Origin of the sequence: Geodermatophilus tzadiensis (genome assembly GCF_003002915.1) — a bacterium.
Lineage (GTDB): Bacteria > Actinomycetota > Actinomycetes > Mycobacteriales > Geodermatophilaceae > Geodermatophilus > Geodermatophilus tzadiensis.
On sequence record NZ_PVTG01000012.1, the window covers coordinates 1 to 26189 of the forward strand.

Genomic DNA, 26189 nt, shown 5'->3' on the forward strand with positions numbered 1-26189 from the left:
CGCCGCGATCTGGCACAACCGGGCCACCGGCCAGCCGATCACCCGATCCCTGATCGCCTACGACCATTGACCGGACTTCGGACTTACTCGTCTAGGTCGCCCGGACGCGAGAAGGGCCCTTCCCGGCTCGGGAGGGGCCCTTCTCGCGTCCGACGGGCTACTGCGGTGTGTTCGGGTCGTTGTCGGCCCCGCCGTTTCCAGTGTCGGCCGGAGCCTGCCCGACGGTGATCGTGATGGCCTGGCCGGCCGGCACCTCGGTGCCCGGCTCGGGCGAGACGACGAGGACGACCCCGACATCGCCGGGGTCACTGGCGGGAGACGTCGTCACCGTGATGTTGGTGAGGCCGGCGGCCTGCAGCTGCTGCTGAGCGGCGGCCTGCGTCTCGCCGACCACGTCGGGGACCTCGATGGGCGCCGGCCCGCTGGACACCTGCAGGGTGATCTGCTCGTCCGCGGCGGCCTGCGTGCCGGCGGCCGGGCTGGTGACGACGACGGTGCCGGCCGGTTGGTCGGAGTCCACGTCCTCGGTGCTCACCCGGGTGAAGCCGGCCGTGTTGAGCGTATCGCGGGCGGTGGCCTCGTCCTGGGCGGCGACGTCCGGGATTTCGGCCGTGCCGTCGGACACCGACAGCGTCACGGTGGTGTCGGGGGCGACCGCGGCGCCTTCCTCGGGGTCGACCGCGACGACGGTGCCCTCCTCCGCCAGGGAGTCGGTCTGGTCGGAGTTGACGTTGCCGGTGAACCCGGCGTCCTCCAGCGCCGTCCGCGCCCGGTCCTCGTCGAGGTCGACGACCTGGGGGACCCGGACCGTGTCGGGGGCCACGCCGACGGTCAGCGCGACCTCGGTCCCCTCCTCGACCTGCGCGCCGCTGGCCGGGTCGGTGGCGAGCACCGTGCCCACCTGCGCCTCGTCCTGGACCTGCTGCTGGGTCACCTCGTCGGCGACGGTCAGCCCGGCACCCTCGATGGCGGCCCGGGCCTGCGCCTCGGGCTGCCCGACCAGGTCCGCCGGCACGGCCACCCGCGCGGCGGCCTGCGGCTGCTGCGGGTCGTCGCCGGAGTTCACGAGCAGCGCGATGCCGACGACGGCGCCGACGAGCACGAGCGCCCCGACGACCAGCGCGACCACGCGGTTGCGCCGGCGCCGGCGGGCCGCCTCGTCGTCGTCCCAGTCGTCCCCGCCGCCGGGGAAGCCGGGGGTCGCCCCGAGGATGGTGGTCTTCTCCGCGTCCCCCATGACCGGCGTCGCCTCGACCCGCTGACCGGCCAGCGCCCGGAGCAGGTCGTTGCGCATCTCCGCGGCCGACTGGTAGCGGTTGGCCGGGTTCTTGCTCAGCGACTTGAGCACGATCGCGTCGAGCTCCGGCGGCACGGCCGGGTTCACCGACGACGGCAGCCTCGGGTCCTCGCGCACGTGCTGGTAGGCCACCGACACGGGCGAGTCGCCGGTGAACGGCGGTGCACCGGTGACCAGCTCGAAGAGCAGGCAGCCGACCGAGTAGACGTCGGAGCGGGCGTCCACGGCCTCGCCGCGGGCCTGCTCGGGGGAGAGGTACTGGGCGGTGCCGATGACCGCGGCGGTGGAGGTCATCGTCGCGGCGGAGTCCGAGACCGCGCGGGCGATGCCGAAGTCCATCACCTTGACGGTGCCCTCGGGCGTGATCATCACGTTCCCGGGCTTCACGTCGCGGTGCACGATGCCGTTGCGGTGGCTGAAGTCCAGCGCGGCGCAGATGTCGGCGGTCAGGCTCATCGCCCGCTCCGGCTGCAGCACGCCGTCGCGGCGCAGCACGTCGCGCAGCGTCTCGCCCTCGACGTACTCCATGACGATGTAGGGCGTCGCGCCGCTCGTCGTCCGGTCCTCGCCGGTGTCGTAGACGGCGACGATGGCCGGGTGGTTGAGCGAGGCCGCGGCCTGCGCCTCGCGGCGGAACCGCACCTGGAAGGACGGGTCGCGGGCGAGGTCGCTGCGCAGCACCTTCACGGCGACCTCGCGGCCCAGCCGGAGGTCGCGGCCCAGGTGCACCTCCGCCATGCCGCCGCGGCCGAGCACCCCGCCGATCTCGTACCGCTCGCCCAGCACCTGGGGGGTGGTCATCGGGGATCCTCTCGGGCGGTGCGGGAGCGCGCGGGCGGGCGCGGGCGCAGGGGAGCGCCGGGGACGGGCCCCGTCCCGGCGGGCAGCGTAACCGCCGGGACGCCCGGTTCCCGGGCACCGCGGGGGAGCCGTGTCACTCGGGCCGGTCCTCGTCCGCGCCGACGGCACCCGGGCCCTGCTGCCCGACGGGCGCCTGGTTGACGCTCCCGTTGCCCCCCGCGGACGGCGAGGTGGTGGTCACCGCGGGCGGCGCCGAGCTGCCGGCCGCGGGGCTGGACGACGGACCAGGCGCCGGGGCGGTGCTGGACGGTGCGGGGGCCGGGGCGGTGGTGGTCGGCGCGGGGGCCGGGGCGGTGGTGGTCGGCGCCGGCGCCGGCGTGGTGCCACCCCCGCCGTTGCCGCCGTCGCCCTCGCCCTGGTCGCCGTCCTCGGTCGGCTCGGCGCCCCCGCCGTCGTCGCCGGTGTCCTCCTCCTCGACCGTGTAGCCCTCGGAGGCGACGGTGAGGGTGATGACGGTGCCCGCGTCCACGGTGGTGCCCGCCGGGTCGACGCCGGCGACGTCGTTCGGGGCCAGGTCGCGGCCGAGGGCGGCCAGCTGCGCGCCGGTGGCCTCGACCCGGGACACCTGCAGGCCCGCCTCGACCAGGTCGGCCTCGACGTCGTCGGCGTCCTCGCCGATGAGGTCGGCGGCGGCCGGCACCGCCACCTGCGCGGCGGCCGCCGAGGTGGTCGCCGCGGACGTCGGCGCGCTGGTGCGGGTCGGGTCGGCGGTGGCGCCGTCGTCCCCGTCCCCGCCCAGGAGCAGGAAGGCGCCGGTGAGCAGGCCGGCGAGGAGCACCAGCCCGACCGCGATCCACACCCCCCGGCGGTTGCCGGAGCGACGGGCGGCGGGCTCGTCGTCCCAGCGCCGGTCGTCCTCGTCGCCGACCGGCGGGCCCTGCAGCGGCGGCATGGTGCGCGCGTCGGCCGCGTGCCGCCCGCCGGTGCGCGGCCCGGCCGCCGCGGCGGCCGCACCGGCCGCGGCACCCGCGGCGGCTCCGCCGGCGGCCGCGCCGAGGACGCGGGTGCCGTCGTCGGCGACCTCGGGGATCACCTCGGTGGCGGCGGCCGCGGCCAGCCCGGTGGCGGGGGAGACCGGCGTGCCGCCGGCGGCCACCGTGCGGACGGCGGCGGCGAAGTCGGCGCCGTCGGTGAACCGGTCGGCGGGGTCCTTGGCCAGCGCGCGCTCGATGAGCCGCCGCACGCCCACCGGGACGTCGGCGGGCAGCGGCGGCGGGGGCCGGTTGATGTGCGCCAGGGCGATGGCGACCTGCGAGGTGCCGTCGAAGGGCCGCCCGCCGGTGAGGCACTCGTAGCCGACGACGCCGAGGGAGTAGACGTCGGAGGCCGCGGTGACCTCCATCCCCTGCGCCTGCTCGGGGGAGAGGTACTGCGCGGTGCCCACGACCATGCCGGTGCGGGTGAGCGGCGTGGCGTCCCGGGTGCGGGCGATGCCGAAGTCGGTCAGCTTGACCACGCCGTCGGGCCGCACGATGAGGTTGCCGGGCTTGATGTCGCGGTGCACGACGCCGGCGGCGTGGGCGGCCGAGAGCCCGTCGGCGGCCTGGCCGAGGACGTGCAGCGTCCAGTCGACCGGCAGCCGCCCCTCCTCGTGCAGGATCGTGACCAGCGGCTTGCCCTCGACCAGCTCCATGACGAGGAACGCCAGCTGGTGGCCGCGCTCGTCGTCGGTCTCGCCGTAGTCGTAGACCGAGGCGATGTTCGGGTGCGACAGGGCCGCGGTGTGCCGGGCCTCGTTGCGGAAGCGCGCCACGAAGCTCGGGTCGCCGGTGAACTCGCTGCGCAGCACCTTCGCGGCCACCACGCGGTCGAGGACCCGGTCGCGGGCGCGCCAGACCTCACCCATGCCGCCGGTGGCGATCGGCTCGGTGATCTCGTAGCGGCCCGCCAGCACCGTGCCGGTGGACAGGGCCATCAGCCCCCCTGCCCTTCGAGGTAGGCCTCGATCACCTGTCGGGCGATCGGGGCGGAGGTGTCGCCGCCGGTACCCCCGCCGTTCGCGACGAACACCGCGACGGCGATCTGGGGGTCGTCGGCCGGGGCGAAACCGATGAACCAGTTGTGGTCGGGCACGTCCTCGGCGACCTGCGCGGTGCCCGTCTTGCCGGCGACCGTCACGCCGGGGACCCGGGCGGCGCGGCCGCTGCCGTTGGCCACGACGCTCTCCATCATCTCCTGCAGCTGGTCGGCGACCTCGGGGGTGACCGGCTCGGAGAGCTCCTCCGGGTCGGCCCGGTCGATGACCGTCAGGTCGGGGGCGCGCACCTGGTCGACCAGGTAGGGCGTCATGAGGGTCCCGTCGTTGCCCACGGCGGCGGCGACCATCGCCGCCTGCAGCGGGGTCATCCGGACGTCGCGCTGGCCGATCGAGCTCTGGCCCAGGGCGGCCTCGCTCTCGATGTCGCCGACGCTGCTCCCGGCGGTCTCGATCGGGATCTCCAGGGGCTCGCCGGTCATCCCGAAGCCCTCGGCCATCTCGCGCACCGCGTCCTCGCCGAGGTCGATGCCCAGCTGGGCGAAGGCGGTGTTGCAGGAGATGGTCAGCGCGTCGATGAGCGACTGCTCCTGGCTGCTGCTGCACGAGGAGTTGCCGAAGTTGCGCAGCTGCGTCGAGGTGCCCGGCAGGGTGAGGGTGTCCGGCGCGGGGATGACGGTGTCCGGCGTGTACCCGCCGCTCGCGAGGGCCGCCGCGGAGACGATGACCTTGAAGACCGAGCCCGGGGGGTAGTTGTCCTGGACCGCCCGGTTCAGCCGCGGGTCGGTGTCCATCGCGTCGAGCTCGGCGGCGTAGGCGCGGATCGCGGCGGGGTCGTGGCTGGACAGCTGCGCCGGGTCGTAGGTGGGCGTGCTGGCCATGCCGAGCACCGCGCCGGTGGCCGGGTCGAGCGCCACGACCGCGCCGGTGACGCCGTCGAGCTGCGCCATCGCGGTCTCCTGGACGGCGGCGTCCAGGGTGAGGACGACGTCGCCGCCGGCCGGGTCGCGGCCGGTGAACAGGTCGGCCAGCCGGCGCAGCGCCAGCCGGTCGTCGGAGCCGGCGAGCACGTCGTTCTCCGCGCGCTCCACCTGCCAGCCGCCGTAGAGCAGCGAGTAGTAGCCGGTGACCGGGGCGTAGACCGGGCCCTGCGGGTACTCGCGCAGGTACTCCAGCGTGTCGTCGGTGGGCGTCGACAGCGCCACCTCGGTCCCGTCGACGACGATCGAGCCGCGCTCGCGGGAGTACTCCTCGGTGAGCACGCGGGTGTTGCCCGAGTCCTCGCGCAGCTCGTCGGAGCGCACGACCTGGATGTAGTTGACGTTGACGATGAGCAGCGTGAACAGCACGAGCACGCTGATCGCCACCCGGCGCAGGGGTGCGTTCACGGCGTCACGACCTCGGTGGGCGCCTCGCCGATGGCCGGCTTGGGCGGCGCCGGCGGGGCGGCCGGGCGGCGCGCGGCGTCGCTGATCCGCACCAGGATGGCGACCAGTCCGAAGTTGGCCACCAGCGAGGAGCCGCCGTAGGCGACGAACGGCGTCGTCAGCCCGGTCAGCGGCAGCAGGCCGGTGACCCCGCCGAGGACGACGAACAGCTGCCAGGCGACGGCGAACGCCAGCCCCCCGGCCAGCAGCTTGCCGAACGCGTCGCGCACGACCAGCGAGGTGCGCAGGCCGCGCTCGACCAGGATCAGGTAGACCACGATGAGCGCGACCAGGCCGAACAGGCCCAGCTCCTCGCCCAGCGCGGCGGCGATGAAGTCGCTCTTGGCCACCGGCACCTGGTCGGGGCGCCCGCCGCCCAGCCCGGCGCCGAACAGCCCGCCGGTGCCCAGGCCGAACAGCGACTGGACCAGCTGGTAGCCGCCCTCGTCGCGGTAGGCGAAGGGGTCCAGCCAGGTGTCCACGCGCACCCGCACGTGCCCGAACAGCTGGTAGGCGATGAACGCGCCGGCGGCGAAGAGGCCCAGGCCGATGAGCAGCCAGCTCGAGCGCTCGGTGGCGACGTAGAGCATCACCACGAAGATGCCGAACAGCAGCAGCGAGCTGCCCAGGTCGCGCTCGAAGACGAGCACCAGGATCGACAGCGCCCAGGCCACGAGCACCGGACCGAGGTCGCGGGCCCGCGGGATCTCCAGGCCCATCACCCGGCGGCTGGCCAGCGCCAGCACGTCGCGCTTGTCGACCAGGTAGGACGCGAAGAAGACGATCAGGCAGATCTTGGCGAACTCGCCGGGCTGGATGCTGAAGCCGGCGACGCGGATCCAGATCTTGGCGCCGTAGACCTCGGAGACCGAGGCGGGCAGCACGGCCGGCAGGGCCAGCAGCACCAGCCCGACCAGGGCGAGGGTGTAGGCGAAGCGGGCCAGCAGCCGGTGGTCGCGCAGGATCACCAGGACGGCGATGAACAGGCCCGCGCCCACGGTCGCCCACAGCAGCTGCACCGGGGCGTCCCCGCCGGAGGCGCCGTCGACCTGCTCGTCGGCCAGGTCGAGCCGGTGGATCATGGTCAGCCCGAGGCCGGACAGCAGCGCCACCGCGGGCAGCAGCAGCGGGTCGGCGTAGGGCGCGAGCGTGCGGACCACGAGGTGCAGCACCGCCCAGATGCCGGCGAACCAGGCGCCGAAGCCGGCCAGCTCCGCGCGCAGCGACCCGGTGACGGTGAGGTCGACGATGCTCTGGGCGGCGAGCGTGATGAGGACGGCGAAGCCCAGCAGCGCCAGCTCGGTGTTGCGCCGGGTGGGGGTGGGCGTGCTGGGCGCGGCCGCGCGCGGGTCGGTGGAGGGGCCGGCGGTCACTCGGCCTCCCGGCAGTCCACTCCCGGCTCGGGCGTCGACGTCGGGGCGGACGAGGTCGTCGTGGGGGAGGTGGTCGTCGGCGTCGCCGGGGTGCTCGGCGCGGCGCCGGTCCCGGGCGCGGCCTCCGGCAGCGGCAGGGGCTCGGAGGTGGGGGCGGCCGAGGCCGAGCTGCCGGCGGCCGGCGAGGAGGGGCAGGCGGGCAGCGCCATCGTCCGCAGCTCGTCGACGATCCGCTGGGCGTCGGCGGCGTCACCGGCCTCGATGCCCCGGCGCACGCTGTTCTGGTCGTAGGAGCTCAGGTCGTCGAGGGTGATGTCGGTGACGTCGTCGACCCGGTAGAGGTCGAGTCCGAGCAGGTCGGTGTTGAACCCGCGGAAGACGGCCACGCGCTCGCCGTCGGCGGCCTCGACGCCGACGAACCAGTGGGTGAGCACCCACAGCCAGGTGGCGATCGCGCCGACCACCAGGACCAGCACCGTCCCCACGACGAGGAACAGCCGCCGCCGAGGGCGGCGGCGGTCGGGGGGTGCGGCGGCCGTGGGTGCTGTCGGCGGTGGTGGGGGAGCGGGCGGCGGGTCGGCCAGCGCGGCCCTCCCGGCGGCCGACCGGGGGTCCACCTCGCGCTGCCCGCGGTTGTCGCCGGCCGCCCCGTCGACCACCGGCTCCATGGACGTGCCCGTGCCGGTGTCCTCGACGACGTCGGCGACGATCACGGTGATGTTGTCCGGGCCGCCGCTGCGCAGCGCGAGCTCGACGAGCCGGTCGGCGGTCGACTGCGGGTCGGGGTCCTTGAGCGCCTCGGCGAGGGTCTCCTCGCTGACCACCCCGGACAGCCCGTCGGAGCACAGCAGGTAGCGGTCGCCCGCGCGGGCCTCGCGCATGGACAGGTCGGGGTCGACGTCCTGGCCGTTGAGCGCCCGCAGCAGCAGGGAGCGCTGCGGGTGGTGGTTGGCCTCTTCGGGCGTGATCCGGCCGTCGTCGATGAGCGTCTGCACGAACGTGTCGTCGTGGGTGATCTGGGTGAAGACGCCGTCGCGCAGCAGGTAGGCGCGCGAGTCGCCGACGTGGCACAGCGCCAGCCGGCCGCCGGCGAACAGGACGGCGGTGAGCGTGGTGCCCATGCCCTCCAGCTGCGGTGACTCGCGGATCACCTCGCGCAGGTGCTCGCTGCCGTCGAAGACCGCCTCGCGCAGCGCCTGCAGCATGTCGCCGCTGGGGGCGTCCTCGTCGAGGTGCTCGAGTGCGGCGATGACGACCTTGCTGGCGACGTCACCGGCGGCGTGCCCGCCCATGCCGTCGGCCACGGCCAGCAGCCGGGGCCCGGCGTAGACCGAGTCCTGGTTGTTGCCGCGGACCAGGCCGCGGTCGGAGCGGGCGGCGTAGCGCAGCGCGAGACTCATCGGACCCTGCTCACGTCTGCCCTGCCGCTCCCCCTGGTCGTCGTCAACGCAGCTCCAGGGCGGTCTGGCCGATGCGGATCGGCTGGCCCGGGGCCACGAGCAGCGGGCCCTGCACCCGCTGCTGGTCGAGGTAGGTCCCGTTGGTGGAACCGAGGTCCTCGACGTACCACTGTCCCCCACGGTTGGTCAGCCGCGCGTGCCGGGAGCTGGCGAAGTCGTCGGTGAGGACGAGCGTGGAGTCGTCGGCGCGGCCGATGAGGATCGGCTGCTCGCCGAGGGTGATCTTGGTCCCGGACAGCGGACCGGCGGTGACCACCAGGGTGCGCGGCCCGCGCCCGCGCTTCCTCCCCGGGGCGGCCGCGCGGGGCGGCACCGAGGCCACCCGCCCGGCGCGCCCGCCGAAGAGGTCGGCGCGGACCACGCGGAACGCGGCGAAGATGAACAGCCAGAGCAGCAGCAGGAACCCGAAGCGGAAGACCTGCAGGACGATCTCGGCGGTCACGGCCGGCGCCCCCTGCCGGTGCCCGTCCGTGCGTGCGGGAGCGCGCTCACGTGCCGTCCTGCCGGTAGACCAGCACCGAGTGGCCGATGCGGATCACGTCGCCGTCGGCGAGCGCCTGGCGGGTGATCTTGCGGCCGTTGACCAGCGTGCCGTTGGTGGAGCCGAGGTCCTCGGCGAAGGCGGTGCCGTTGTCGAGGACGACGTCGACGTGCTTGCGGCTGACGCCGGTGTCGGGCAGCCGGATGTCGGCCTCGGTGCCGCGGCCGATGACGTTGCGGCCGGTGGTCAGCTCGTGGCGGGTGCCCGGCCCGTCGACGACGAGCACGTGCGTGACCCCGGGCCTGCTGCCCGCCCGCCCGACGACCGACGGGTGCTGCTTGCCGGTGTCGGTGGGGATCCGCCCGCGCAGCGGCGGCAGCGGGGGGACCGCGCCGGAGCCGGTCATCGGCGTGGGGAGCGGCGGGGGTGGCGGGGACGGCTTGGCCGACGGGGCGTCGCCCCGGGTGCCCGGCCGCGCGGGGTCGGCCACGTGCGAGCTGACCTCGAACACGCCGGTGGGCAGCTCGTCGTCGCGCTCGAGGCGGACCTGCACCTCGCCGAAGACCTGCCAGCCCTCGTCGTCGATGTGCTCGGAGACCATGTCGGCGAGCTGGGCGGCCAGCTGGTCGGACCACTCGGCGAGGTTGTCGTAGTCGGTGCGGCCGAGGCGGACGTCGTAGACGTTGGGCGCCAGCACCCGGCCCTCGCCCAGCACCGAGCGCTGCTCGTCGGCCTCCCGCTGCAGCGCCTTGGCGATCTCGGCCGGGTGGACCTTGCCCTTGAAGATGCGCGCGAAGGCGAAGCCGACCATGCCCTCGAGTCGTCGCTCGAAGCGCTGCAGCACGCCCACAGTCGCTCCTCCACGCTCGCCCGGTCGGATGTCCTCCGGGTGATCGTAGCCGGGCGAGGGGTGCCCGTCCGGGCAGCGACGCCCGACGTCGCGAGCCGCGGCGGGCCCGTCCGGCACACCCGGCCGGGTGACCCCCGTCGGCACCCGTCCACCCCTCCGCGGGGCCGCGGCGGCGGGCTGCTACTGTCGGTCCTCGCCAGGGCAAGTGGCGGAATGGCAGACGCGCACGGTTCAGGTCCGTGTGTCCGAGAGGACGTGGGGGTTCAACTCCCCCCTTGCCCACCCACACCGACGACACGGCCCCCGGGGATGCCCGGGGGCCGTTCGTGTCGGGAGGCCGTCAGGCCGTGCCGGCCGTCTCCTGGATGAAGGCGGCCGAGTCGTAGTAGGTGCGGACGCCGGTGAGCGGGCCGTCGTCGGAGCCGTCGCTCTCGATGACGGTCACGCCGCGGTAGCTGAACGGCTTCCCGCTGCGCAGCGTGCCGGTCGACTCCCACTCCAGCGCGGCCGTCCGCTCGCCGACGGCGCTGTTCGTGAACGTCGTCTCCAGCTCGCCGAAGACGTTGCGGTAGTCCTCCCAGAACCGCCGCGCGCCCTCGGGCCCGCGGGTCTCGTGGTCCTGGTTGAGCTTCATCAGCTGGGCGTCCTCGCCCGTCAGGTCGACCATCGGCTGCGCGTCGCCGGTGGCGTCGAGGTGGTGCAGGGCGTCGGTGAAGCGCTCGGTGAGCGAGTGCACGGGGTCCTCCCGGGATGTCGTCTGCGGTCCCCGCAGGGCTACCCGGGCCGGTGCGGACGCACCCGCACCGGATCTCAGGTGCTCAGCTCCCGCCGGCGGTGCTCGCCGACGGTGCGGGCGAGCAGGACCGCGCCCCACGGTCCGACGACCCAGACCGGCCAGGGGTACTGCAGGTCGCCGGTGGCCAGCACCGACACCAGCCAGATCCCGACGACGAGCACCGCGGTGGCCGCCCACCCCGTCCACGCGGTCCGCAGGTCGCGGTCCCAGGCGCCGTGCCAGGCGCCGCCGTGGACGGCCTGGTGGACGGCCTGGTGGACGGCGGAGCGCTGCGGCCGGGTGCGGGCCGGGGTCGGGACCGGGTCCGGCAGGTCGGTGGTCAGCTCGGCCAGCTCGCCGTAGGTGCGCGCTCCGTGCGCCCGGGCGGCGCGGTCCTCGTACTCGGGAAGGGTCAGCCGGCCGTCGGCGAGCGAGGCGTCCAGGCGGGTGACGACGGCGGCGCGGTCGGCGTCGGCGGCGAGCAGGTGCGGCTCGGGCATCTCGGGCTCCTCGTCAGGCGGTGTGCTCCGAGTCTTTCCCGCGGTCCTGCCGGCCACCATTGACAGACGTCACGGATCCGCCGTGCGTCCTGCACCCTCAGCCGTTGGCCGGGGTGGCCTCCCTGGCCAGGTGCTTGCCGATGACCATGCGCTGGATCTGGTTGGTGCCCTCGAAGATCTGCATGACCTTCGCCTCGCGCATGTAGCGCTCGGCGGGGTGGTCGCGGGTGTAGCCGGCGCCGCCGAGCACCTGGACGGCGTCGGTGGTCACCTTCATCGCCGCGTCGGTGGACACGAGCTTGGCGATGCTGGCCTGCCGCGAGTAGGGCAGCCCGGCGTCCTTGCGGCGGGCCGCGACCAGGTAGGTGGCACGGGCGGACTCCACGGCGGCGGCCATGTCGGCGAGCAGGAAGGCCACGCCCTGGTGGTCGACGATCCGCCGTCCGAAGGCCTCCCGCTTGAGCGCGTAGGCGACGGCGACGTCGAGCGCGGACTGCGCCAGGCCGACGGCGACGGCGCTGACGCCCAGGCGCCCGGAGTCCAGCGCGGACAGCGCGATGGCCAGACCGCGGCCGGGCTCGCCGACCATCCGCCCGGCCGGGACGGCGACGTCGTCGAGGCGCATGGCGGCGGTGGTGGAGCCGGTGAGGCCCATCTTCTGCTCGGGCGGGGCGGCGGCGAACCCGGGGAGGTCGGGCGTGAGGTGGAAGCAGGAGATCGCGCGGTCGCCGTCGTCGGGGGTGCGCAGGAAGGTCGAGTAGAAGTCGGCGTGCCCGCCGTGGGTGACCCACGCCTTCTCGCCGGAGGCCACCCAGCCCTCGCCGTCGCGGACGGCGCGGGCGCGCATCGCGGCGGGGTCGGAGCCGGCGTGCGCCTCCGACAGGCAGTAGGCGCCCAGCAACCGGCCGCCGACCATCTCGGGCAGCCACTGCTCGCGCTGCTCGGGAGTGCCGAAGCGGTCGACCGGCCCGCAGGCCAGGGTGTGCACGCTGACGCCCAGGGCCACGCTGGCCCAGCGCATCGCCAGCTCCTCGACCACCTGCAGGTAGACGGCGTAGGGCTGGCCGCCACCGCCGACGTCCTCGCCGAAGGGCAGCCCGAGCAGGCCGACCTCGCCCAGCTCGGCGAACACCTCCCGCGGGAAGCGCTCCTCCCGCTCGTACTCCGCCGCCCGCGGCGCCAGCTCGGCGTCGGCCAGGTCGCGGGTGAGCGCGATCAGGTCGTGGGCCTCCTGGGTGGGCAGCTCTCGATCGACGGCCACGAAGGTCCCCCTCGTCGGACGGGTCGGCAGTACTGCGAACGGTACCGCAGTACTGTCACCGGTCCAGGCGTGTACTGGTCGGCCGGGAGGTGCGGTGACGACGACGGACACCGGGGAGCGGCGGTTGACCGCCCGGCAGGCCCAGCTGCTCGACCAGCTCGAGGAGCTGTTCCTCGCGGAGGGCTTCGCGGGGTTCACCCTCGAGGACCTCGCCGTCCGGCTGCGCTGCTCGAAGACGACGCTGTACGCGCTGGCCGACAGCAAGGAGCAGCTCGCCGTCCGGGTGGTGCGGCACTTCTTCCGGCGGGCCACCGCGGAGGTGGAGGCGCGGACGGCGGGGGAGGGCGACCCGGCGCGGCGGGTGACCGCCTACCTCGAGGCGGTGGCGCGGGCGCTGACCCCCGCGTCGCGGGCCTTCCACCGCGACCTGGAGGCCTTCCCGCCGGCTCGGGCGGTCTACGAGCACAACACCGCCGTGGCCGCGGAGCGGGTGACCGCGCTGATCGCCGACGGGGTCGCCGCGGGCCGGTTCCGCGAGGTCCACCCCGCGCTGGTGGCCGACACGGTGACCACGCTGATGCTGCGGATCGGCCGCGGGGACACCGCGCGGGCCACCGGCCTCGACGACGCCGCCGCCTACCGGGAGCTGGCCGCCCTGCTGCTGCACGGCATCAGCCGCTGAGGCCGCGGCCGGGGCGCCCGAGGCCGCTCCTGACTGCGAGGCGCGGACCGCGCGCACGACGGGCACGGCCGTCCGCTGGGTCAGCGGCGGCCGTGCCCGGTCGCGGGGTAAGTCAGGCGGCGGGTTGCAGCAGGGGTGGTCCGGTGCGGATCTCGGAGCCGTCGGGGCGCCAGGTGCGCCATCGGCCATCCTGGTGAGGTTCCACCCGGAACCCGTGGTGGACCTTCGTGTGGTGCCGCTCGCACAGCAGCGCGGAGTTGGTGAGGTCGGTCTCGCCGCCGTCGAGCCAGTGCACGAGATGGTGGACGTCGCACCAGTGAGTGGGGGCTCCGCAGCCGGTGAACACGCAGCCGCCGTCGCGCAGCTCGACCGCGCGGCGCAGGTAACGGTCGGCGACGCGCTGTTCGCGGCCCAGGTCGATGGGTGCGCCGTCGGGGCCGAACACGACGCGGGAGACGGTGCTGTCGCAGGCGATCCAGCGGGCCCGCGCGGCGGAGATGACCGCACCGAAGCCCATGGTCGCGGTGGCCGGGCCGGTCGCGGGGTCGGCGAGGTCCTCGAGGTCGATGACCACGGCGACGTGCGGCTTGACGGTGCGCAGGACCGGCAGCGAGCCGGCGGCCAGGGCGGTGTCGCACAGCTGCACGAGGGCGTCGGCCTGTCGCTGGCCGCAGGTGCGCTCGTCGCCGGCGCACCGCCCGGCCTGCACCAGGGATTCCAGGGCGGCCTGCAGCTTCTCCCCGCCCACGGCGTCGAGCTCCCCGCGGAAGGACAGCGACCCGTCGGCATGCCGCGATAGGTGCAGCCGCCGTCCCTCGGTCGGATCGGGCTCGCTCCCGTCGGGATCCAGCCGCGCCAGATAGCCCGCGACCACGTCGGTCAGCTCCCGGTGCGGCTTTCCCGCCGCGAGGACCGCCATCGCGGCGTCGACCTCGCCCAGGTCGACGCCCTGCGCGGCGGCGCGGGCGATGTTCTCGGCCGAGACGATGGGTGCGATCGCCGCGACCTGTTCACCGGTGACCGCCCCGGCGAGGAACGCGGCCTGCACCGCGGGCAACTGCTCACACGCCCGCCCCGTCGCGACCAGCCGCGCGGCCGCCGCAGGCGAGAGGTGCCCGTGCCCGCGCAGCCACGACCCCATCGTCTTGGCGCCGTCGTGCTCGGCGGCCTGCGCCAGCTCCCCCTGCTGCACCGCACGGGCCAGGTGCGCGGCCAGCTTGTTGGTGGCGACCAGCAGCAGCCGCACCCGCTCGTTGAGCTGCGGCCCGGACATCGCGGTCAGGTCGTCCTCGGCGAGGGCGTCGACCGCCGCCAGCACCTCGGCCACGACGCCTCCCACCGACCCGAACACACGTGCGAAGTCTATCGCCTCGGCGCGCTCATCGCAGGACGAATCCCCAGCTCAGCGGCCTGTCCACAGATGCAGGGGAGGTGTCGACACCCAGACCGGGGGCCGCGTCACCAACATCGGTCAGCCCGGGAGAACGACGGCGACGCCGGCCGAACGCCGCGCCTGCGGCAGGACTCCTGGACATCCGGCCACCGGCGCGGCGGCCCGCCACCGCGAGGCCCCAGGCGGTGCGGCCGTGGGTGCGGCGGTACGTCTACGAGCGGGTCCTCGACAGCGGGCGCTGCGTCGGCCTGCCGAACGACCGGCACGATCTGGTCGGCCTCATGGGCGACGACGACCCGCCCGCCTCGCCGCCGCGGGTCGCGCTGCTCCGCGACGGCCAGGACCCGCTGGGCCGAGGAGCACACGGTGTGGTGGGCTCCCGGGCATGAGCGCCCCGCCGATGACCGCCTGGCCGCCCACCGAGCCGACCGAGGTCGAGCTGGTCAGCGGGGACGCGCGGCTCGCCGTCGACCTGCGCGGCGGCGGGCTGCGCGCGCTCACGGTGGGCGACTGGGCCGTCCTCGACGGCTACCCGGCCGGCACGGTGCCCGTGGGGCGCCGCGGCGGCGTGCTGCTGCCCTGGCCCAACCGGCTGCGCGACGGGCGGTGGACCTGGGAGGGGCAGCAGCTCCAGCTCGACACCGCCGGCCCCGGCAAGCCCGCCGCACACGGGCTGGTCACCTGGCAGCAGTGGTCGGTGCTGGCCCGCCACTCCGACGCGCTCACCGTGGGCACCGTCGTCGAGGCGCGGCCGGGCTACCCGTTCCGCCTCGCCGCCGCCGTCGACACGCACCTGACCGGGACGGGGCTCACGGTCACCGTCCGGGTCCGCAACGCCGGCGACCGCCCGGCGCCCTTCGGCGCCGGCATGCACCCCTACCTGTCGGTGGGCGCCACGGCCGACGGCGGCATCGGCGACGCCGAGCTGACCGTCCCCGCCCGGACCGCGCTCGACCTCGACGGCGGCCTGCCCACCGGCAGCCGCCGGCCCTTCGACGGGGCGGTCGGCCGGATCGGCGACCGGGCCCTGGACGACGCCGTCACCGACCTCGACCGCGACGGCGACGGCTGGGCCCGCGTCCTCCTCCGCGGCAGCGCGGGGACCCTCGAGCTCGCCGTCGACGGCGCGTGGCCGTGGCTGCAGGTCTACAGCGGCGAGACGCTCCCGGAGGGCCAGCGCCGCCGCAGCCTCGCCGTCGAGCCCATGACCTGCCCGCCCAACGCGCTCGCCGACGGCGTCGACCTCGTCGTCCTCGACCCGGGGGAGACCTGGTCGGGCACGTGGACCCTCACCTGGACGGGAGCCTGACGTGCGCGTGCAGGAGCTGTGGCGCTACCCCGTCAAGTCGCTGCAGGGCGAACGCCTCGACGCCGTCGACGTCGGCCCGGAGGGGGTCACCGGCGACCGGCAGTGGGCGCTGTTCGACCGCTCGACCGGCTACGGGCTGACCGCGCGCCGGGTCCCCGACCTGCTCTTCGCCGCCGCCCGGCTGCGCGCCGACGGCGGCGTGGAGGTGGTGCTGCCCGACGGCACGGTGACCACCGACGACGGCGTCCTCTCCGACTGGCTGGGCCGCGCGGTGACGCTGCGTGCCGCGGAGACCGACCGCGGGCCGCGGCACTACGAGGCCCCCGACGACGACGAGGACGTCTGGGACGCCTTCGAGGGAGCCTCGGGCGCCTTCCACGACAGCTCGCGCATCCGGGTCTCGCTGGTCTCCACCGGCACGCTCGGCACCTGGGACCGGCGGCGGTTCCGCGCCAACGTGCTGCTCGACGGCGCCGGCGAGGACGCCCTGGTGGGCAGCACCGTCCGGCTGGGCACCGCCGTGCTCGACGTGCTCAAGCCGGTCAGCCGCTGCGTCATGGTCACCCGGCCCCAGCCCGGCGGCATCGCCCGCGACAACGGGATCCTCAAGACCATCCACCGCGAGCGGGCCAGCACGCTGGCGGTCGGTGCCCTGGTGCCGGTGCCCGGCCGGGTGGCGGTCGGCGACGAGCTCGTCCCCGCGTGAGGATGCGGGCGTGCGCACCGTCGAGCTCCGTCCCGGTGAGGACACCATCCGTCTCGGCCAGCTGCTCAAGCTGGTCGACGCCGTCCCCACCGGCGCGCAGGTGAAGGACGTGCTGGTCACCGGCGCGGTGCGGGTCAACGGCGAGCCCGAGGACCGTCGCGGCCGGCAGGTCCGCCGTGGCGACGTCGTCTCCGTCGAGGGCGCCGAGGACGTGCGCGTCACGTGAGTTCCACGTGGAACGAGGCGGCGCCGTGGATCGGGCGGCGGGCCGGCGTCTGGGACCCGGTCGTGCCCCGGTGGCCGGACGACGCCCCGCCGGGACCCGACTTCGCCGGCATCCGGGCCGAGTTCGACGTCCCCGAGGACTTCCCGCCCGAGGCGCTCGCGGAGGCCGCGCGCCCGCCGGTGCTCCCCGACGAGGACGCCACCGACGTCGAGCTGGTGACCGTGGACCCGCCGGGCAGCCGGGACCTCGACCAGGCCGTGCACCTGCAGCGGGACGGCGACGGCTGGCTGGTCCGCTACGCGATCGCCGACGTCGGCGCGGTGGTCCGGCCGGGCGGCGCGCTCGACGTCGAGGCCCGCCGCCGCGGCCAGACGCTCTACAGCCCCGACCGGCGCACGCCGCTGTACCCGCCGGAGCTCAGCGAGGGCGCCGCCAGCCTGCTCGCCGGCCAGGAGCGGGCCGCGGCGCTGTGGACCGTCCGGCTCGACGCCGACGCCGCGGTGCGCGCGGTCGACGTGCGCCGCGCCCGCGTCCGCAGCCGCGCACAGCTGGCCTACCCCGACGTCCAGGCGCGCGCCGACGCCGGCACCCTCCCGGAGCCGATCGCGCTGCTGCCCGAGCTGGGGCGGCTGCTCGAGCAGGCCGCTGCCGCCCGCGGCGCCATCGAGCTGGGCACCCCCGAGCAGCAGGTGGTGCGCACCGAGGCGGGCGGCTGGACGCTGGTCGCCCGCAGCGACCTGCCCGTCGAGCGGTGGAACGCGCAGGTCTCGCTGCTCACCGGCCGGGTCGCCGCGGCGCTGATGCTCGACGCCGGCGTGGGCCTGCTGCGCACGCTGCCGCCCGCCCGGGCGGAGGACGTCGCCCGGCTGCGCCGGCTGGCGCCCGCGCTGGGTGTCGAGTGGCCCGCCGGCGCCGGCGCCGGGGAGGTGCTCGCCGGTCTCGACGGCGGCGACCCGCGGCACGCGGCCTTCCGGGAGGAGGCGGCCACCCTGCTGCGCGGCGCGGCCTACACCGCCTTCGACGGCGCCGCGCCCGAGCAGACCGGGCACGCCGGGGTGGGCGCGCCGTACGCGCACGTCACCGCGCCGCTGCGCCGGCTGGTCGACCGGTTCGCCACCGAGGTGTGCCTGGCGCTGGCGGCCGGCCGCGAGCCCGACCCCGCCGTCCGCGCCGCGCTGCCGGAGCTGCCGGCGGCCATGGCCGCCTCCGACCGGCGCACCCGCGCGGTGGAGCGGGCCGCCGTCGACGCCACGGAGGCCTGGTTGCTGGCCGGCCGCACGGGAGAGGAGTTCGACGCGGTGGTGGTGGACGTGGACGACGATCGGGGCACCGTCGTGATCGCCGAGCCGGCCATCCGCGCCCGCTGCGGCGGGACCGGCCTGGAGCCCGGCTCCCGGGTGCGGGTGCGGCTGGTCGAGGCCGACGTCGCCCGGCGGTCGGTGCGGTTCACGGTGGTGGAGGACTGATGCGCGAGCCGTACCTGGCCGGGAGGCTGCAGGGCTTCGGGACGACGGTGTTCGCCGAGATGAGCGCGCTCGCGGTGGCCACCGGGTCGATCAACCTGGGTCAGGGCTTCCCCGACACCCCCGGTCCCGCCGAGGTGCTCGACGTCGCCCGGGCCGCCATCGGCACGCCCGCCGACCAGTACCCGCCCGGCCCCGGGACGCCGGAGCTGCGGGCCGCCGTCGCCGCGCACCTCGAGCGCTTCCGCGGCCTGACCTACGACCCCGACACCGAGGTGCTCGTCACCGCCGGCGCCACCGAGGCGCTCACCGCCGCGCTGCTGGCGCTCGTCGAGCCCGGCGACGAGGTGGTGCTGCTCGAGCCGATGTACGACAGCTACGCGGCGGCGATCGCCATGGCCGGCGGCGTCGTCCGCCCGGTGCCGCTCACCCCGCCGCCGCCCGGCACCGACGGTGGCCACTGGACGTTCGACCCCGCCGACCTCCGTGCCGCGATCACCCCGCGCGCCCGGCTGCTGCTGCTGAACTCCCCGCACAACCCCACCGGCACCGTGCTCGACCGCGCCGAGCTCGCCGAGGTGGCCGAGGTGGCGCTCGGGGCCGGGCTGCTGGTGCTCACCGACGAGGTCTACGAGCACCTGGTCTTCGGCGGCGCCGAGCACGTCTCGGCGGCCACCCTGCCGGGCATGCGCGAGCGCACGCTGGTGGTCGGCAGCGGCGGCAAGACGTTCAACACGACCGGCTGGAAGATCGGCTGGATCTGCGGCCCGGCACCGCTGGTGGCCGCCGTCCGCACCGCCAAGCAGTTCCTCACCTACGTCAACGGCGGGCCGTTCCAGCCGGCGATCGCGGCGGGGCTCGCGCTGCCCGACGCCTTCTTCACCGGCATCGCCGCCGACCTCGAGCGGCGGCGGGACGTGCTGGTCGCGGGACTGCGGGAGGCGGGACTGCCGACCATCAGTCCGCAGGCGACCTACTTCGCCACCGTCGACGTCCGCGACGTGCGGCCCGACGGCGACGGTCTGGCGTTCTGCCGCGAGCTGCCCACCCGGGCCGGGGTGGTCGCCGTCCCCTCGGGGGTCTTCTACACCCGCGAGCACGCCGACCTGGGCCGCTCGCTGGTGCGCTTCGCCTTCTGCAAGCGCGACGAGGTGCTGACCGAGGCGGTTGCCCGGCTGGGGAGGATGGCGGCATGAGGTCCGGACCGGGAGGTCAGCTGTGAGGTTCGCCGTGGTCCAGCACGACATCGTCTGGGAGGACCGCGAGGCCAACTACGCCCGGCTGGCGCCGCAGGTGGCCCGGGCGGCCGCGGCCGGGGCGGAGTTCGTGCTGCTCAGCGAGACGTTCTCCACCGGCTTCTCCATGACGCCGGGCATCGGCGAGCCCCAGGACGGGCCGTCGGCGCAGTTCCTGTGCGAGCAGGCCGCCGAGCACGGCGTGTGGGTGGCCGGCAGCTGCCCGGAGGTCGCCCCGGGCGAGCGGCTGCCGTACAACTCGCTGGTGCTCGCCGCCCCCGACGGCGCGGTGCACCGCTACCGCAAGCTGCACCCGTTCACCCACGGCGGCGAGGCCGAGCGCTACCTGGCCGGCGACGCGCCGGTGAGCCTGACCGTCGGCGGCCTGCGGGTCACCCCGTTCGTCTGCTACGACCTGCGCTTCGGCGACGTGTTCTGGACGGCGGGCCCGACCACCGACGTCTACCTCGTGACGGCGAACTGGCCGGCCTCCCGCCGGCACCACTGGACGACGCTGCTGCGGGCGCGCGCCATCGAGAACCAGGCCTACGTGGTCGCCTGCAACCGCGTCGGCACCGGCGGCGACGGCATCGAGCACGCCGGCGACAGCCAGGTGATCAGCCCGATGGGCGAGGTGCTGGCCAGCGCCGCGGGCGGCGAGACCCTGGTGCTCGCCGACGTCGACGCCGCCGAGGTCGCCGCCACCCGCGAGCGCTTCGCCTTCCTCGCCGACCGCCGCAGCTAGGGGCTCAGCGCGGCGGCGCCGGCGTCTGGTCGACGGCGATCTGCTCGCGCTGCACCTGCTCGGTGACGCGCTCCTGGCCCTCGACCAGCTCGGTGCGCAGCCGCACCCGCTCGACCGGCACCACCTCGACGCCCACCACCGGGCGCTCGGCGTGCAGCACGATCTCCTCGGGCAGGCCGGCGCCGAGCCCGACGGGACCGCCGGCCGGGGCGGGCGCGCCGGTGCCCGCGGGCGCCAGCGACTCGCCGGGCACGTCGGGGGCGTCGAGGGGCACGTGCTCGACCCGGATCTCCTCGCGGCGGATCGGCACGGTCACCTGCACCTCCTCGGTGACGACGTACTTGACCAGCCGGACGCGGGTGGCCGCCACCTGCTCGGTGCCCACCCGCAGCTGCTCCTCGCTGCGCACCATCGACCCGTCGGACGCCTGCCGGGGCGGCGCGTCCTGGGCCGCGGCCGGCACCTCGGCCGGCACCGCGGCCTGCGGTGCGGTCTGCGGCGGGACGGCGGCCGGTACGCCGCCGGCCGCGCCCACGGGGGCCACGCGCTGCGTCGCGGCCGCGGGTGCCGCCGCGGCCGCCGCCCCAGGTGCCGTCGTGGGTGCTGTCGCCCCCGCGTCCCGCACGGCGGACGGGTCGTCGGCCGGCCCGGCACCCGCGGGGGACAGGCCCGTGTCGCTGTGCGACCACGTGCCGGTGCCCGGGGCGGCCGCGGCGGCCGGCGCGGCGGCGTCCGGCCCCGGTGTGGTGAGGCCGTAGTGCCGGCGCAGCTGGTCCTCCTCGTCGGGGCCCAGGTGGTCCCCGCGCAGGTGGGGCGCGGAGCGGACCGCCTCCTTGCCCACCGGCACGCGCAGCACGCCGTCGGTGAAGGAGGCCTGCGTCGCGGGCACGATCGAGTGGCGGGTGCCGAACAGGCCGGTGGCGACGGCCACCCAGGTGGGTGCGCCGGTGCGGTCGTCGACGAAGAAGCTCTCGACGGTGCCGATCTTCTCGCCGTCCGGACCCTGCGCGGTGCTGCCGATGGCCGCCGACAGGTCTCGCTCGCTCAACACGCTGCTCGCCTCCTCGGAACGCCCGCTCTGGCGTCGCTCGGGCGGGACAGTGCCCGCTCTGACGTGCCCCGACACCCGTCCGGCACCTACCGTCGGGAACGGCAGCCCAGGTCGGAGGAGGACGTCGTGACCAGCGGACAGCTCGAGGTGGAACGCAAGTTCGAGGCGGGGCCGGACGTGGTCCTGCCCGACCTCACCGGCGTCGGCGGGGTCGCCGCGGTGGGCGACGTCGTCACCCACGACCTCGACGCCACCTACTGGGACACCCCCGACCTCCGGCTGGCCCGCGCACGGGTGACGCTGCGCCGCCGCACCGGCGGCACCGACGCCGGCTGGCACCTCAAGCTGCCCACCGCCGCCGCGGGTTCGCGCCGGGAGATCCACGCCCCGCTGGGCGTCCGGCGCACCCAGGTGCCGCGCGCGGTGACCGAGCCGGTCACCGCCGTCCTGCGCGGCGTGCGGCCGGGACCGGTCGCCACCCTGCGGACCACCCGGCAGGTGACACCGCTGCTCGACGACGGCGGCCGGGTGCTGGCCGAGGTCGCCGCCGACACCGTCACCGGCACCGCCCTGGCCGCCGAGGACGGCGGGGCCGCGACGACCACCACCTGGCGGGAGGTGGAGGTGGAGCTCGTCGAGGGCGACGAGGCGCTGCTCGACGCGGTCACCGCCGCGCTGGCCGACGCGGGCATCCGGCCCTCCGACGTCCCCTCGAAGCTCTCCCGCGTCCTGGCCGACCGGCTCGCCGCCCTCGCGCCCGCCCCGCTGCGGCCGCCCGCCCCCGACGCGGAGGACGGCGGGAGGAGGGCGAAGAAGGGCGGGAAGGGGAGGAAGCGCGACCGGGGCGGGCCGACGGCGGCCGACGTCGTCCTCGCCGCGCTGCGGACCCAGGCCCGCGCCCTGCAGACCGCTGACATCGCCGTGCGCACCGGCGACCCCGAAGGCGTGCACGACCTGCGCGTGGCCTGCCGGCGGCTGCGCAGCATCCTGGCCGCCTTCCGGCCGGTCCTCGACCGCACCGCCACCGACCCGGTCCGCGACGAGCTGCGGTGGATCGGCGCGGAGCTCTCCGGCGCCCGGGACGGCGAGGTGGCGCTCGAGCACCTCCGGGCCGTCGTCGCCGAGCAGCCGGTCGAGCTGGTCCGGGGCCCGGTGGCCGCCCGGCTGCGCTCCACCGAGGTGGCCGACGTCGAGCGCGGCCGCAAGGCCGCCGTCCGGGCGCTGTCGGACCGCCGCCACCTGGCGCTGCTCGACTCCCTCGACGCGCTGCTGGCCGACCCGCCGCTCGCCGCGGCCGCCGGCGAGCCGGCGCACGCCGTCCTCGCCGACGCGGTCAAGCGCGCCGGCAAGCGGCTGACCGCGCGCATCGACGAGGCCCGCGAGCGCGAGGCGGTGGACCCCGGCGCCCACCAGGAGGACACCGAGCACGCGCTGCACGAGGCCCGCAAGGCCGCCAAGCGGGTCCGCTACACCGCGGAGGTCGCCGCACCGGTCCTCGGTGCGCCCGCCGAGGCGCTGGTCACCTGCACGAAGCAGGTGCAGGACGTGCTCGGCGAGGCCCAGGACACCGTGGTCACCCGCGCCTGGTGCCTGCGCCTGGCCACCGCTGCCGTCGGCGCCGGGGAGGACACCTTCACCTACGGCCGGCTGCACAGTCTGGAGGAGGCCCGCGCCGAGCACGCCGACCAGGCCTTCTGGGTCCTCGAGCCGGGCCTGCGCGCCGCGGTCAAGGCGGCCGCCCGGGCGTAACCTGTCCGTGGTCCGACCGCTCCCCGGGGGCGGCCTGCTCGCAGGGCCCCGCCGCGAGCTTGCGAGTGGTGGGGGGCGAGGAGGTCCTTCCGCTGTCCCTGATCGGTCTGCTGGGGTTCGCGACGGTCGTCCTGGTGGCGGTGGCCCTGCTGCACGGCTACCTGTGGTGGCGGCTGGTCCGCAGCACCACCCGCCCGGGACGGCTGCGCCGCCGGCTCACGTGGCTCACCGTCCTCCTGGCGCTGCTGCCCGCCGTCGCCGTGCTGACGCGGCGGGACCTCTCGCTCTCGGCACAGGCCCCGCTGGCCTGGTTGGGGTTCACCTGGCTCGGCATCGCCTTCTACGCCTTCCTGGCCCTGCTGGCCCTGGAACCGGTGCGGTCGGCGCTGCGCCTGCTCGACCGCCGTCGGGCGCCCGCCCGCGAGCCCGTGCCCGTCGGCGGCCCCGCCCCGGTGCCGTCCACCGAGCCGTCCACCGAGTCGCCCGCCGAGCCGGCGCCCGACGCGCCGGTGGACCCGTCCCGGCGGCTGTTCATCGCCCGCTCCCTCGCGGTCACGGCCGGGGTGGCGGCGCTGGGCACCGCCGGCACCGGCGTGTACCTGGCCAACTCCGCGCCCGTCGTCCGCCGGGTGCCGGTCACCCTGCCGCGGCTGGACCCGGCCCTCGACGGGCTGCGGGTCGTCACCTTCTCCGACGGCCACCTGTCGGCCACCTACGGCGGACGGCGCTTCGAGCGGCTGGTGGAGATCGTCAACGCCCAGCGCCCCGACGTCGTGGCGATCGTGGGCGACCTGGTCGACGGCGAGGTCGACGAGCTGCGCGAGGAGGCCGCCCCGCTGGCCGACCTGGTCAGCGAGCAGGGCGTCTACTTCGTCACCGGCAACCACGAGTACTTCGTCGACACCCGCGCGTGGTTGCGCCACCTGCCCACCCTGGGTGTGGAGGTGCTGCGCAACGAGCGGGTGCCGATCACCCGCGGCGGGGCGTCGTTCGACCTCGCCGGCATCGACGACCGGACGGCCGCGCGCTCCGGCGTCCCCGGGCACGGCGCCGACCTCGACGCGGCGCTCGACGGCCGCGACGACGCCACCCCGGTGGTGCTGCTGGCCCACCAGCCGTTCATGGTGGAGCAGGCCGCGGCCGCCGGCGTGGACCTGCAGCTGTCCGGGCACACGCACGGCGGGCAGCTGTGGCCCTTCGACTACGCGATCCGGCTGGACCAGCCCGCCGTCGAGGGCCTGTCCCGGCACGGCGACACCCAGCTCTACGTCACCGCCGGCGCCGGCTACTGGGGACCACCGATGCGCGTCGGGGCCCGCCCGGAGGTCACCGTGGTCGAGCTGCGCGCACCGACCGGGTGACCGCGACAGACGTCTCATACGACATGACGTCCGCAGACGTCTACCTGCGCCTAGGGTGGGGCGCGTGACGGCGGCGACGGCGGGACCGAAGTACCTCTCGGTCCGGGAGCACCTCCGGCGCCGGGTCGCGGCGATGCCGGAGGGCGCGCTGCTGCCGCCGGAGCCCACGCTGTGCGCCGAGTACGGCGTCAGCCGGATCACCCTGCGCCGCGCCGTCGACGGCCTGGTCGCCGACGGCCACCTCGTGCGCGAGCAGGGCCGCGGCACCTACGTCACCCGCCCGGCGATCCGGCACGAGTACCGCGAGAGCTTCGTGCACCGCATCGCCGGGTGGAGCTCGGTGATGGCCGAGCAGGGCGCCCAGGTCGGCACGACGGTGCTGCAGCAGCGCGTCGTCCCGGCGTCGCCGTCCGTGGCCGCCGAGCTCGCCGTCGAGGTGGCCACCGACGTCGTGGAGCTCGAGCGCCTGCGCAGCGTCGACGGCGCCCCCAACCACGTCGCGCACAGCTTCCTGCCCGCCGCGCGCTACCCGCGCGCCGCCGAGGAGGACTTCACCGAGGGCTCCCTCTACGACTTCCTGCGCCGCGAGTACGGCGCCGACCTCGCCCACGCGCGGATCGTCGTCGACGTCGGCACCGCCGCCCCGGACGAGGCCGACCTGCTGCGCGTCGCCGCGGGCTCGCCGCTGCTGGTCGTGCGCACCACCGTCCGCGACGACGCCGGGCACCCGCTGGTGCACAGCTTCTCCCGCCTGCGCCCCGACGTGAGCCAGGTCGAGTTCGAGGTCTCCGTCACCGGCCGCTGAGTGCCGGCTGCAGGTCGAGCACCATCCGCACGAAGGCGGCCCGCTCCACGGCGTGGGCCAGCAGCTCGTCGGTGACCGGTCCGCCGAGGTGGTCCAGCGGCAGGCTGGTGCAGGGGTACCGGATCAGCGCGGCGGCCACCACGGCGCGGAGCAGCCGGTCGACCGGCACCTCGAGTCCCTCGGCGGCCAGCCCCTCCGCGTAGGCGCGGACGGCCACGTCGAGCAGCCCGGGCACCTCACCGGGCGGGGCGGTGCCCTCCTCGGCGCGGCCGAAGACCAGCGGGACGACGTCGAAGCCCGCGGGCGCCGGGGTGGACGTGCCCCAGTCGACCAGGACGAACGTCCCCGGCGCGGCCGCCGGGCGCAGCAGGTTCATCGGGGTGGCGTCCCCGTGCGCGGGCAGCTCCGGGACGCTCCCGAGCTCCGTGACCAGGGCGGGGACGCGGCCGGCCAGGTCGGCCAGGTCGGTCCGCAGCGCGGCCACCTCGGCCAGCCGCATCGCCGGGTGGGACCAGGTGTCGTCCGCGGCCAGCAGCGGCAGCGCGTGGCCGCCCAGCCGGTGGGCGACGTAGTTGCCGAGGAACGAGTCGGCGGGCACCACCAGCCGCGGCTCGCACCGGCGGCGCACCGCGGCCCGGCCCAGCAGCGTCGCCGCGCGCCGCACGTCGTCGGCCGTCCAGGGCTCCGCGGTCACCGCGACGTCCTCCAGCCACAGGGTGACCCGGTCGCCGGGGCCCTCGGCGACGTGCACGAGGTCCGGCATCCGCAGGCCCGGCGGCAGGTGGCCCGCCGTCGCGGAGGCGTAGACGTCGGCCTCGATCCGCCACGGGACCAGCGAGTCGATGAGCTCCCGCGCCGGCGGCGGCACCTCCGGCGGCAGGCCCTCCCGGGCGCGCTGCAGCTCCTTGGTCACCAGCCGCAGCGTCACCGGCCCGTCCGCGTCGCGGGCGGTGACCGCCACCCGGGTGAGCGCGCGGGTGGTCGGGGCGGAGATGCGGTGCCGGACCGGCGTGCACGCGACGTCCTCCACGCGGAGGCCGGGCCGGCCGGTCCAGCGGCGCAGGCCAGCCAGCAGGTCGGCCACCGCCGTGCCGCCGGGGAGGCCGGGCACCGGGGAGGGCGCCGGACGAGGGGAGGTCGTCATCGCGGGCTCCGTGGGAGGATGGTCAAGCCGCTTGTCTACTCGGGGAGATGGTGGGGCACC

24 protein-coding genes and 1 tRNA gene are annotated in these 26189 nt (G+C 76.0%); 12 read left to right on the top strand and 13 right to left on the bottom strand.

The window, feature by feature from the left end:
- Positions 1–157 precede the first annotated feature (157 nt).
- The 7 genes from pknB to LY71_RS15350 form a co-directional block, all read right to left on the bottom strand.
- The gene (pknB, locus tag LY71_RS15320; RefSeq protein WP_106279160.1) at positions 158–2098 is read right to left on the bottom strand and encodes a Stk1 family PASTA domain-containing Ser/Thr kinase; all 1941 of its coding nucleotides are present in this window, start codon (positions 2096–2098) and stop codon (positions 158–160) included.
- A gap of 133 nt (positions 2099–2231) precedes the next feature.
- A complete protein-coding gene (locus LY71_RS15325; protein ID WP_106279162.1) occupies positions 2232–4073 on the bottom strand; it encodes a serine/threonine-protein kinase in 1842 nt (613 codons plus the stop codon).
- Positions 4073–5521 carry a peptidoglycan D,D-transpeptidase FtsI family protein gene (locus LY71_RS15330; protein WP_106279164.1) on the bottom strand — a complete coding sequence of 483 codons (1449 nt, stop codon included), beginning with the start codon at positions 5519–5521 and terminating at the stop codon, positions 4073–4075. Before LY71_RS15330 ends, LY71_RS15325 begins: the two co-directional genes overlap by 1 nt.
- Positions 5518–6933: an FtsW/RodA/SpoVE family cell cycle protein gene (locus LY71_RS15335; RefSeq protein WP_106279166.1), complete on the bottom strand. Its 1416-nt coding sequence runs from the start codon at positions 6931–6933 to the stop codon at positions 5518–5520. The genes LY71_RS15330 and LY71_RS15335 overlap by 4 nt, the downstream gene beginning before the upstream one ends.
- Positions 6930–8333 carry a PP2C family protein-serine/threonine phosphatase gene (locus LY71_RS15340; protein WP_106279168.1) on the bottom strand — a complete coding sequence of 468 codons (1404 nt, stop codon included), beginning with the start codon at positions 8331–8333 and terminating at the stop codon, positions 6930–6932. The genes LY71_RS15335 and LY71_RS15340 overlap by 4 nt, the downstream gene beginning before the upstream one ends.
- Before the next feature lie 43 nt (positions 8334–8376).
- Positions 8377–8835 carry an FHA domain-containing protein FhaB/FipA gene (locus LY71_RS15345; RefSeq protein WP_106279171.1) on the bottom strand — a complete coding sequence of 153 codons (459 nt, stop codon included), beginning with the start codon at positions 8833–8835 and terminating at the stop codon, positions 8377–8379.
- A gap of 46 nt (positions 8836–8881) precedes the next feature.
- Complete coding sequence (locus LY71_RS15350; protein WP_106279174.1) at positions 8882–9724, bottom strand: FHA domain-containing protein; 843 nt, start codon at positions 9722–9724, stop codon at positions 8882–8884.
- A gap of 199 nt (positions 9725–9923) precedes the next feature.
- Between LY71_RS15350 and LY71_RS15355 the strand changes: the two genes are divergently transcribed.
- Positions 9924–10006: transfer RNA gene (locus LY71_RS15355), tRNA-Leu, on the top strand.
- 58 nt (positions 10007–10064) lie between these two features.
- Here the strand turns inward: LY71_RS15355 and LY71_RS23520 are convergent.
- The 3 genes from LY71_RS23520 to LY71_RS15370 all read right to left on the bottom strand — a co-directional run bounded on the left by LY71_RS23520 (position 10065) and on the right by LY71_RS15370 (position 12260).
- The gene (locus LY71_RS23520; protein ID WP_170121378.1) at positions 10065–10460 is read right to left on the bottom strand and encodes a nuclear transport factor 2 family protein; all 396 of its coding nucleotides are present in this window, start codon (positions 10458–10460) and stop codon (positions 10065–10067) included.
- A gap of 74 nt (positions 10461–10534) precedes the next feature.
- Positions 10535–10999 carry a DUF1707 SHOCT-like domain-containing protein gene (locus LY71_RS15365; RefSeq protein ID WP_106279179.1) on the bottom strand — a complete coding sequence of 155 codons (465 nt, stop codon included), beginning with the start codon at positions 10997–10999 and terminating at the stop codon, positions 10535–10537.
- A gap of 97 nt (positions 11000–11096) precedes the next feature.
- Positions 11097–12260: an acyl-CoA dehydrogenase family protein gene (locus LY71_RS15370; protein WP_106279181.1), complete on the bottom strand. Its 1164-nt coding sequence runs from the start codon at positions 12258–12260 to the stop codon at positions 11097–11099.
- Between the two features lie 94 nt (positions 12261–12354).
- Between LY71_RS15370 and LY71_RS15375 the strand changes: the two genes are divergently transcribed.
- A complete protein-coding gene (locus LY71_RS15375; protein WP_106279184.1) occupies positions 12355–12942 on the top strand; it encodes a TetR/AcrR family transcriptional regulator in 588 nt (195 codons plus the stop codon).
- Between the two features lie 112 nt (positions 12943–13054).
- Here LY71_RS15375 and LY71_RS15380 read toward each other — a convergent pair whose 3' ends face one another.
- Positions 13055–14269: an HNH endonuclease signature motif containing protein gene (locus tag LY71_RS15380; RefSeq protein ID WP_106279464.1), complete on the bottom strand. Its 1215-nt coding sequence runs from the start codon at positions 14267–14269 to the stop codon at positions 13055–13057.
- Between the two features lie 263 nt (positions 14270–14532).
- Here LY71_RS15380 and LY71_RS15385 point away from each other — a divergent pair, with 263 nt between their 5' ends.
- The 7 genes from LY71_RS15385 to LY71_RS15415 are packed head-to-tail and all read left to right on the top strand — an operon-like array spanning position 14533 to position 20019.
- Positions 14533–14724, top strand: a complete 192-nt coding sequence (locus tag LY71_RS15385) for a hypothetical protein (protein ID WP_146146157.1) — start codon at positions 14533–14535, stop codon at positions 14722–14724.
- Positions 14721–15644, top strand: coding sequence for an aldose epimerase family protein (locus LY71_RS15390; protein ID WP_245887928.1), 924 nt, complete (start codon positions 14721–14723; stop codon positions 15642–15644). Before LY71_RS15385 ends, LY71_RS15390 begins: the two co-directional genes overlap by 4 nt.
- A 1-nt stretch (position 15645) precedes the next feature.
- Positions 15646–16350 carry an MOSC domain-containing protein gene (locus LY71_RS15395; protein ID WP_106279189.1) on the top strand — a complete coding sequence of 235 codons (705 nt, stop codon included), beginning with the start codon at positions 15646–15648 and terminating at the stop codon, positions 16348–16350.
- 10 nt (positions 16351–16360) lie between these two features.
- Positions 16361–16576 (top strand): RNA-binding S4 domain-containing protein, encoded by a 216-nt coding sequence (locus tag LY71_RS15400; RefSeq protein WP_106279191.1) that lies wholly within the window; start codon positions 16361–16363, stop codon positions 16574–16576.
- Positions 16573–18042, top strand: coding sequence for an RNB domain-containing ribonuclease (locus LY71_RS15405; protein WP_245887929.1), 1470 nt, complete (start codon positions 16573–16575; stop codon positions 18040–18042). Before LY71_RS15400 ends, LY71_RS15405 begins: the two co-directional genes overlap by 4 nt.
- Positions 18042–19235 (top strand): pyridoxal phosphate-dependent aminotransferase, encoded by a 1194-nt coding sequence (locus LY71_RS15410; protein WP_106279192.1) that lies wholly within the window; start codon positions 18042–18044, stop codon positions 19233–19235. Before LY71_RS15405 ends, LY71_RS15410 begins: the two co-directional genes overlap by 1 nt.
- Before the next feature lie 22 nt (positions 19236–19257).
- Positions 19258–20019: a nitrilase-related carbon-nitrogen hydrolase gene (locus LY71_RS15415; protein WP_106279194.1), complete on the top strand. Its 762-nt coding sequence runs from the start codon at positions 19258–19260 to the stop codon at positions 20017–20019.
- A gap of 4 nt (positions 20020–20023) precedes the next feature.
- On the opposite strand, the gene LY71_RS15420 is transcribed toward LY71_RS15415, so the two are convergent.
- A complete protein-coding gene (locus tag LY71_RS15420) occupies positions 20024–21070 on the bottom strand; it encodes a PRC and DUF2382 domain-containing protein (RefSeq protein WP_106279197.1) in 1047 nt (348 codons plus the stop codon).
- Positions 21071–21196: 126 nt separating this feature from the next.
- On the opposite strand from LY71_RS15420, the gene LY71_RS15425 reads away from it, so the two are divergent.
- From LY71_RS15425 to LY71_RS15435, 3 genes are all read left to right on the top strand, one after another.
- Positions 21197–22819, top strand: a complete 1623-nt coding sequence (locus tag LY71_RS15425; protein ID WP_106279199.1) for a CYTH and CHAD domain-containing protein — start codon at positions 21197–21199, stop codon at positions 22817–22819.
- 68 nt (positions 22820–22887) lie between these two features.
- On the top strand, positions 22888–24180 hold the full coding sequence (locus LY71_RS15430; RefSeq protein WP_245887930.1) for a metallophosphoesterase: 1293 nt from the start codon (positions 22888–22890) through the stop codon (positions 24178–24180).
- Positions 24181–24244: 64 nt separating this feature from the next.
- On the top strand, positions 24245–24985 hold the full coding sequence (locus LY71_RS15435) for a GntR family transcriptional regulator (protein WP_106279201.1): 741 nt from the start codon (positions 24245–24247) through the stop codon (positions 24983–24985).
- Here LY71_RS15435 and LY71_RS15440 read toward each other — a convergent pair.
- Entirely contained in the window at positions 24972–26129 is a 1158-nt protein-coding gene (locus LY71_RS15440) for a phosphotransferase (protein ID WP_146146158.1), read from the bottom strand. The genes LY71_RS15435 and LY71_RS15440 overlap by 14 nt on opposite strands.
- Between the last annotated feature and the right edge of the window lie 60 nt (positions 26130–26189).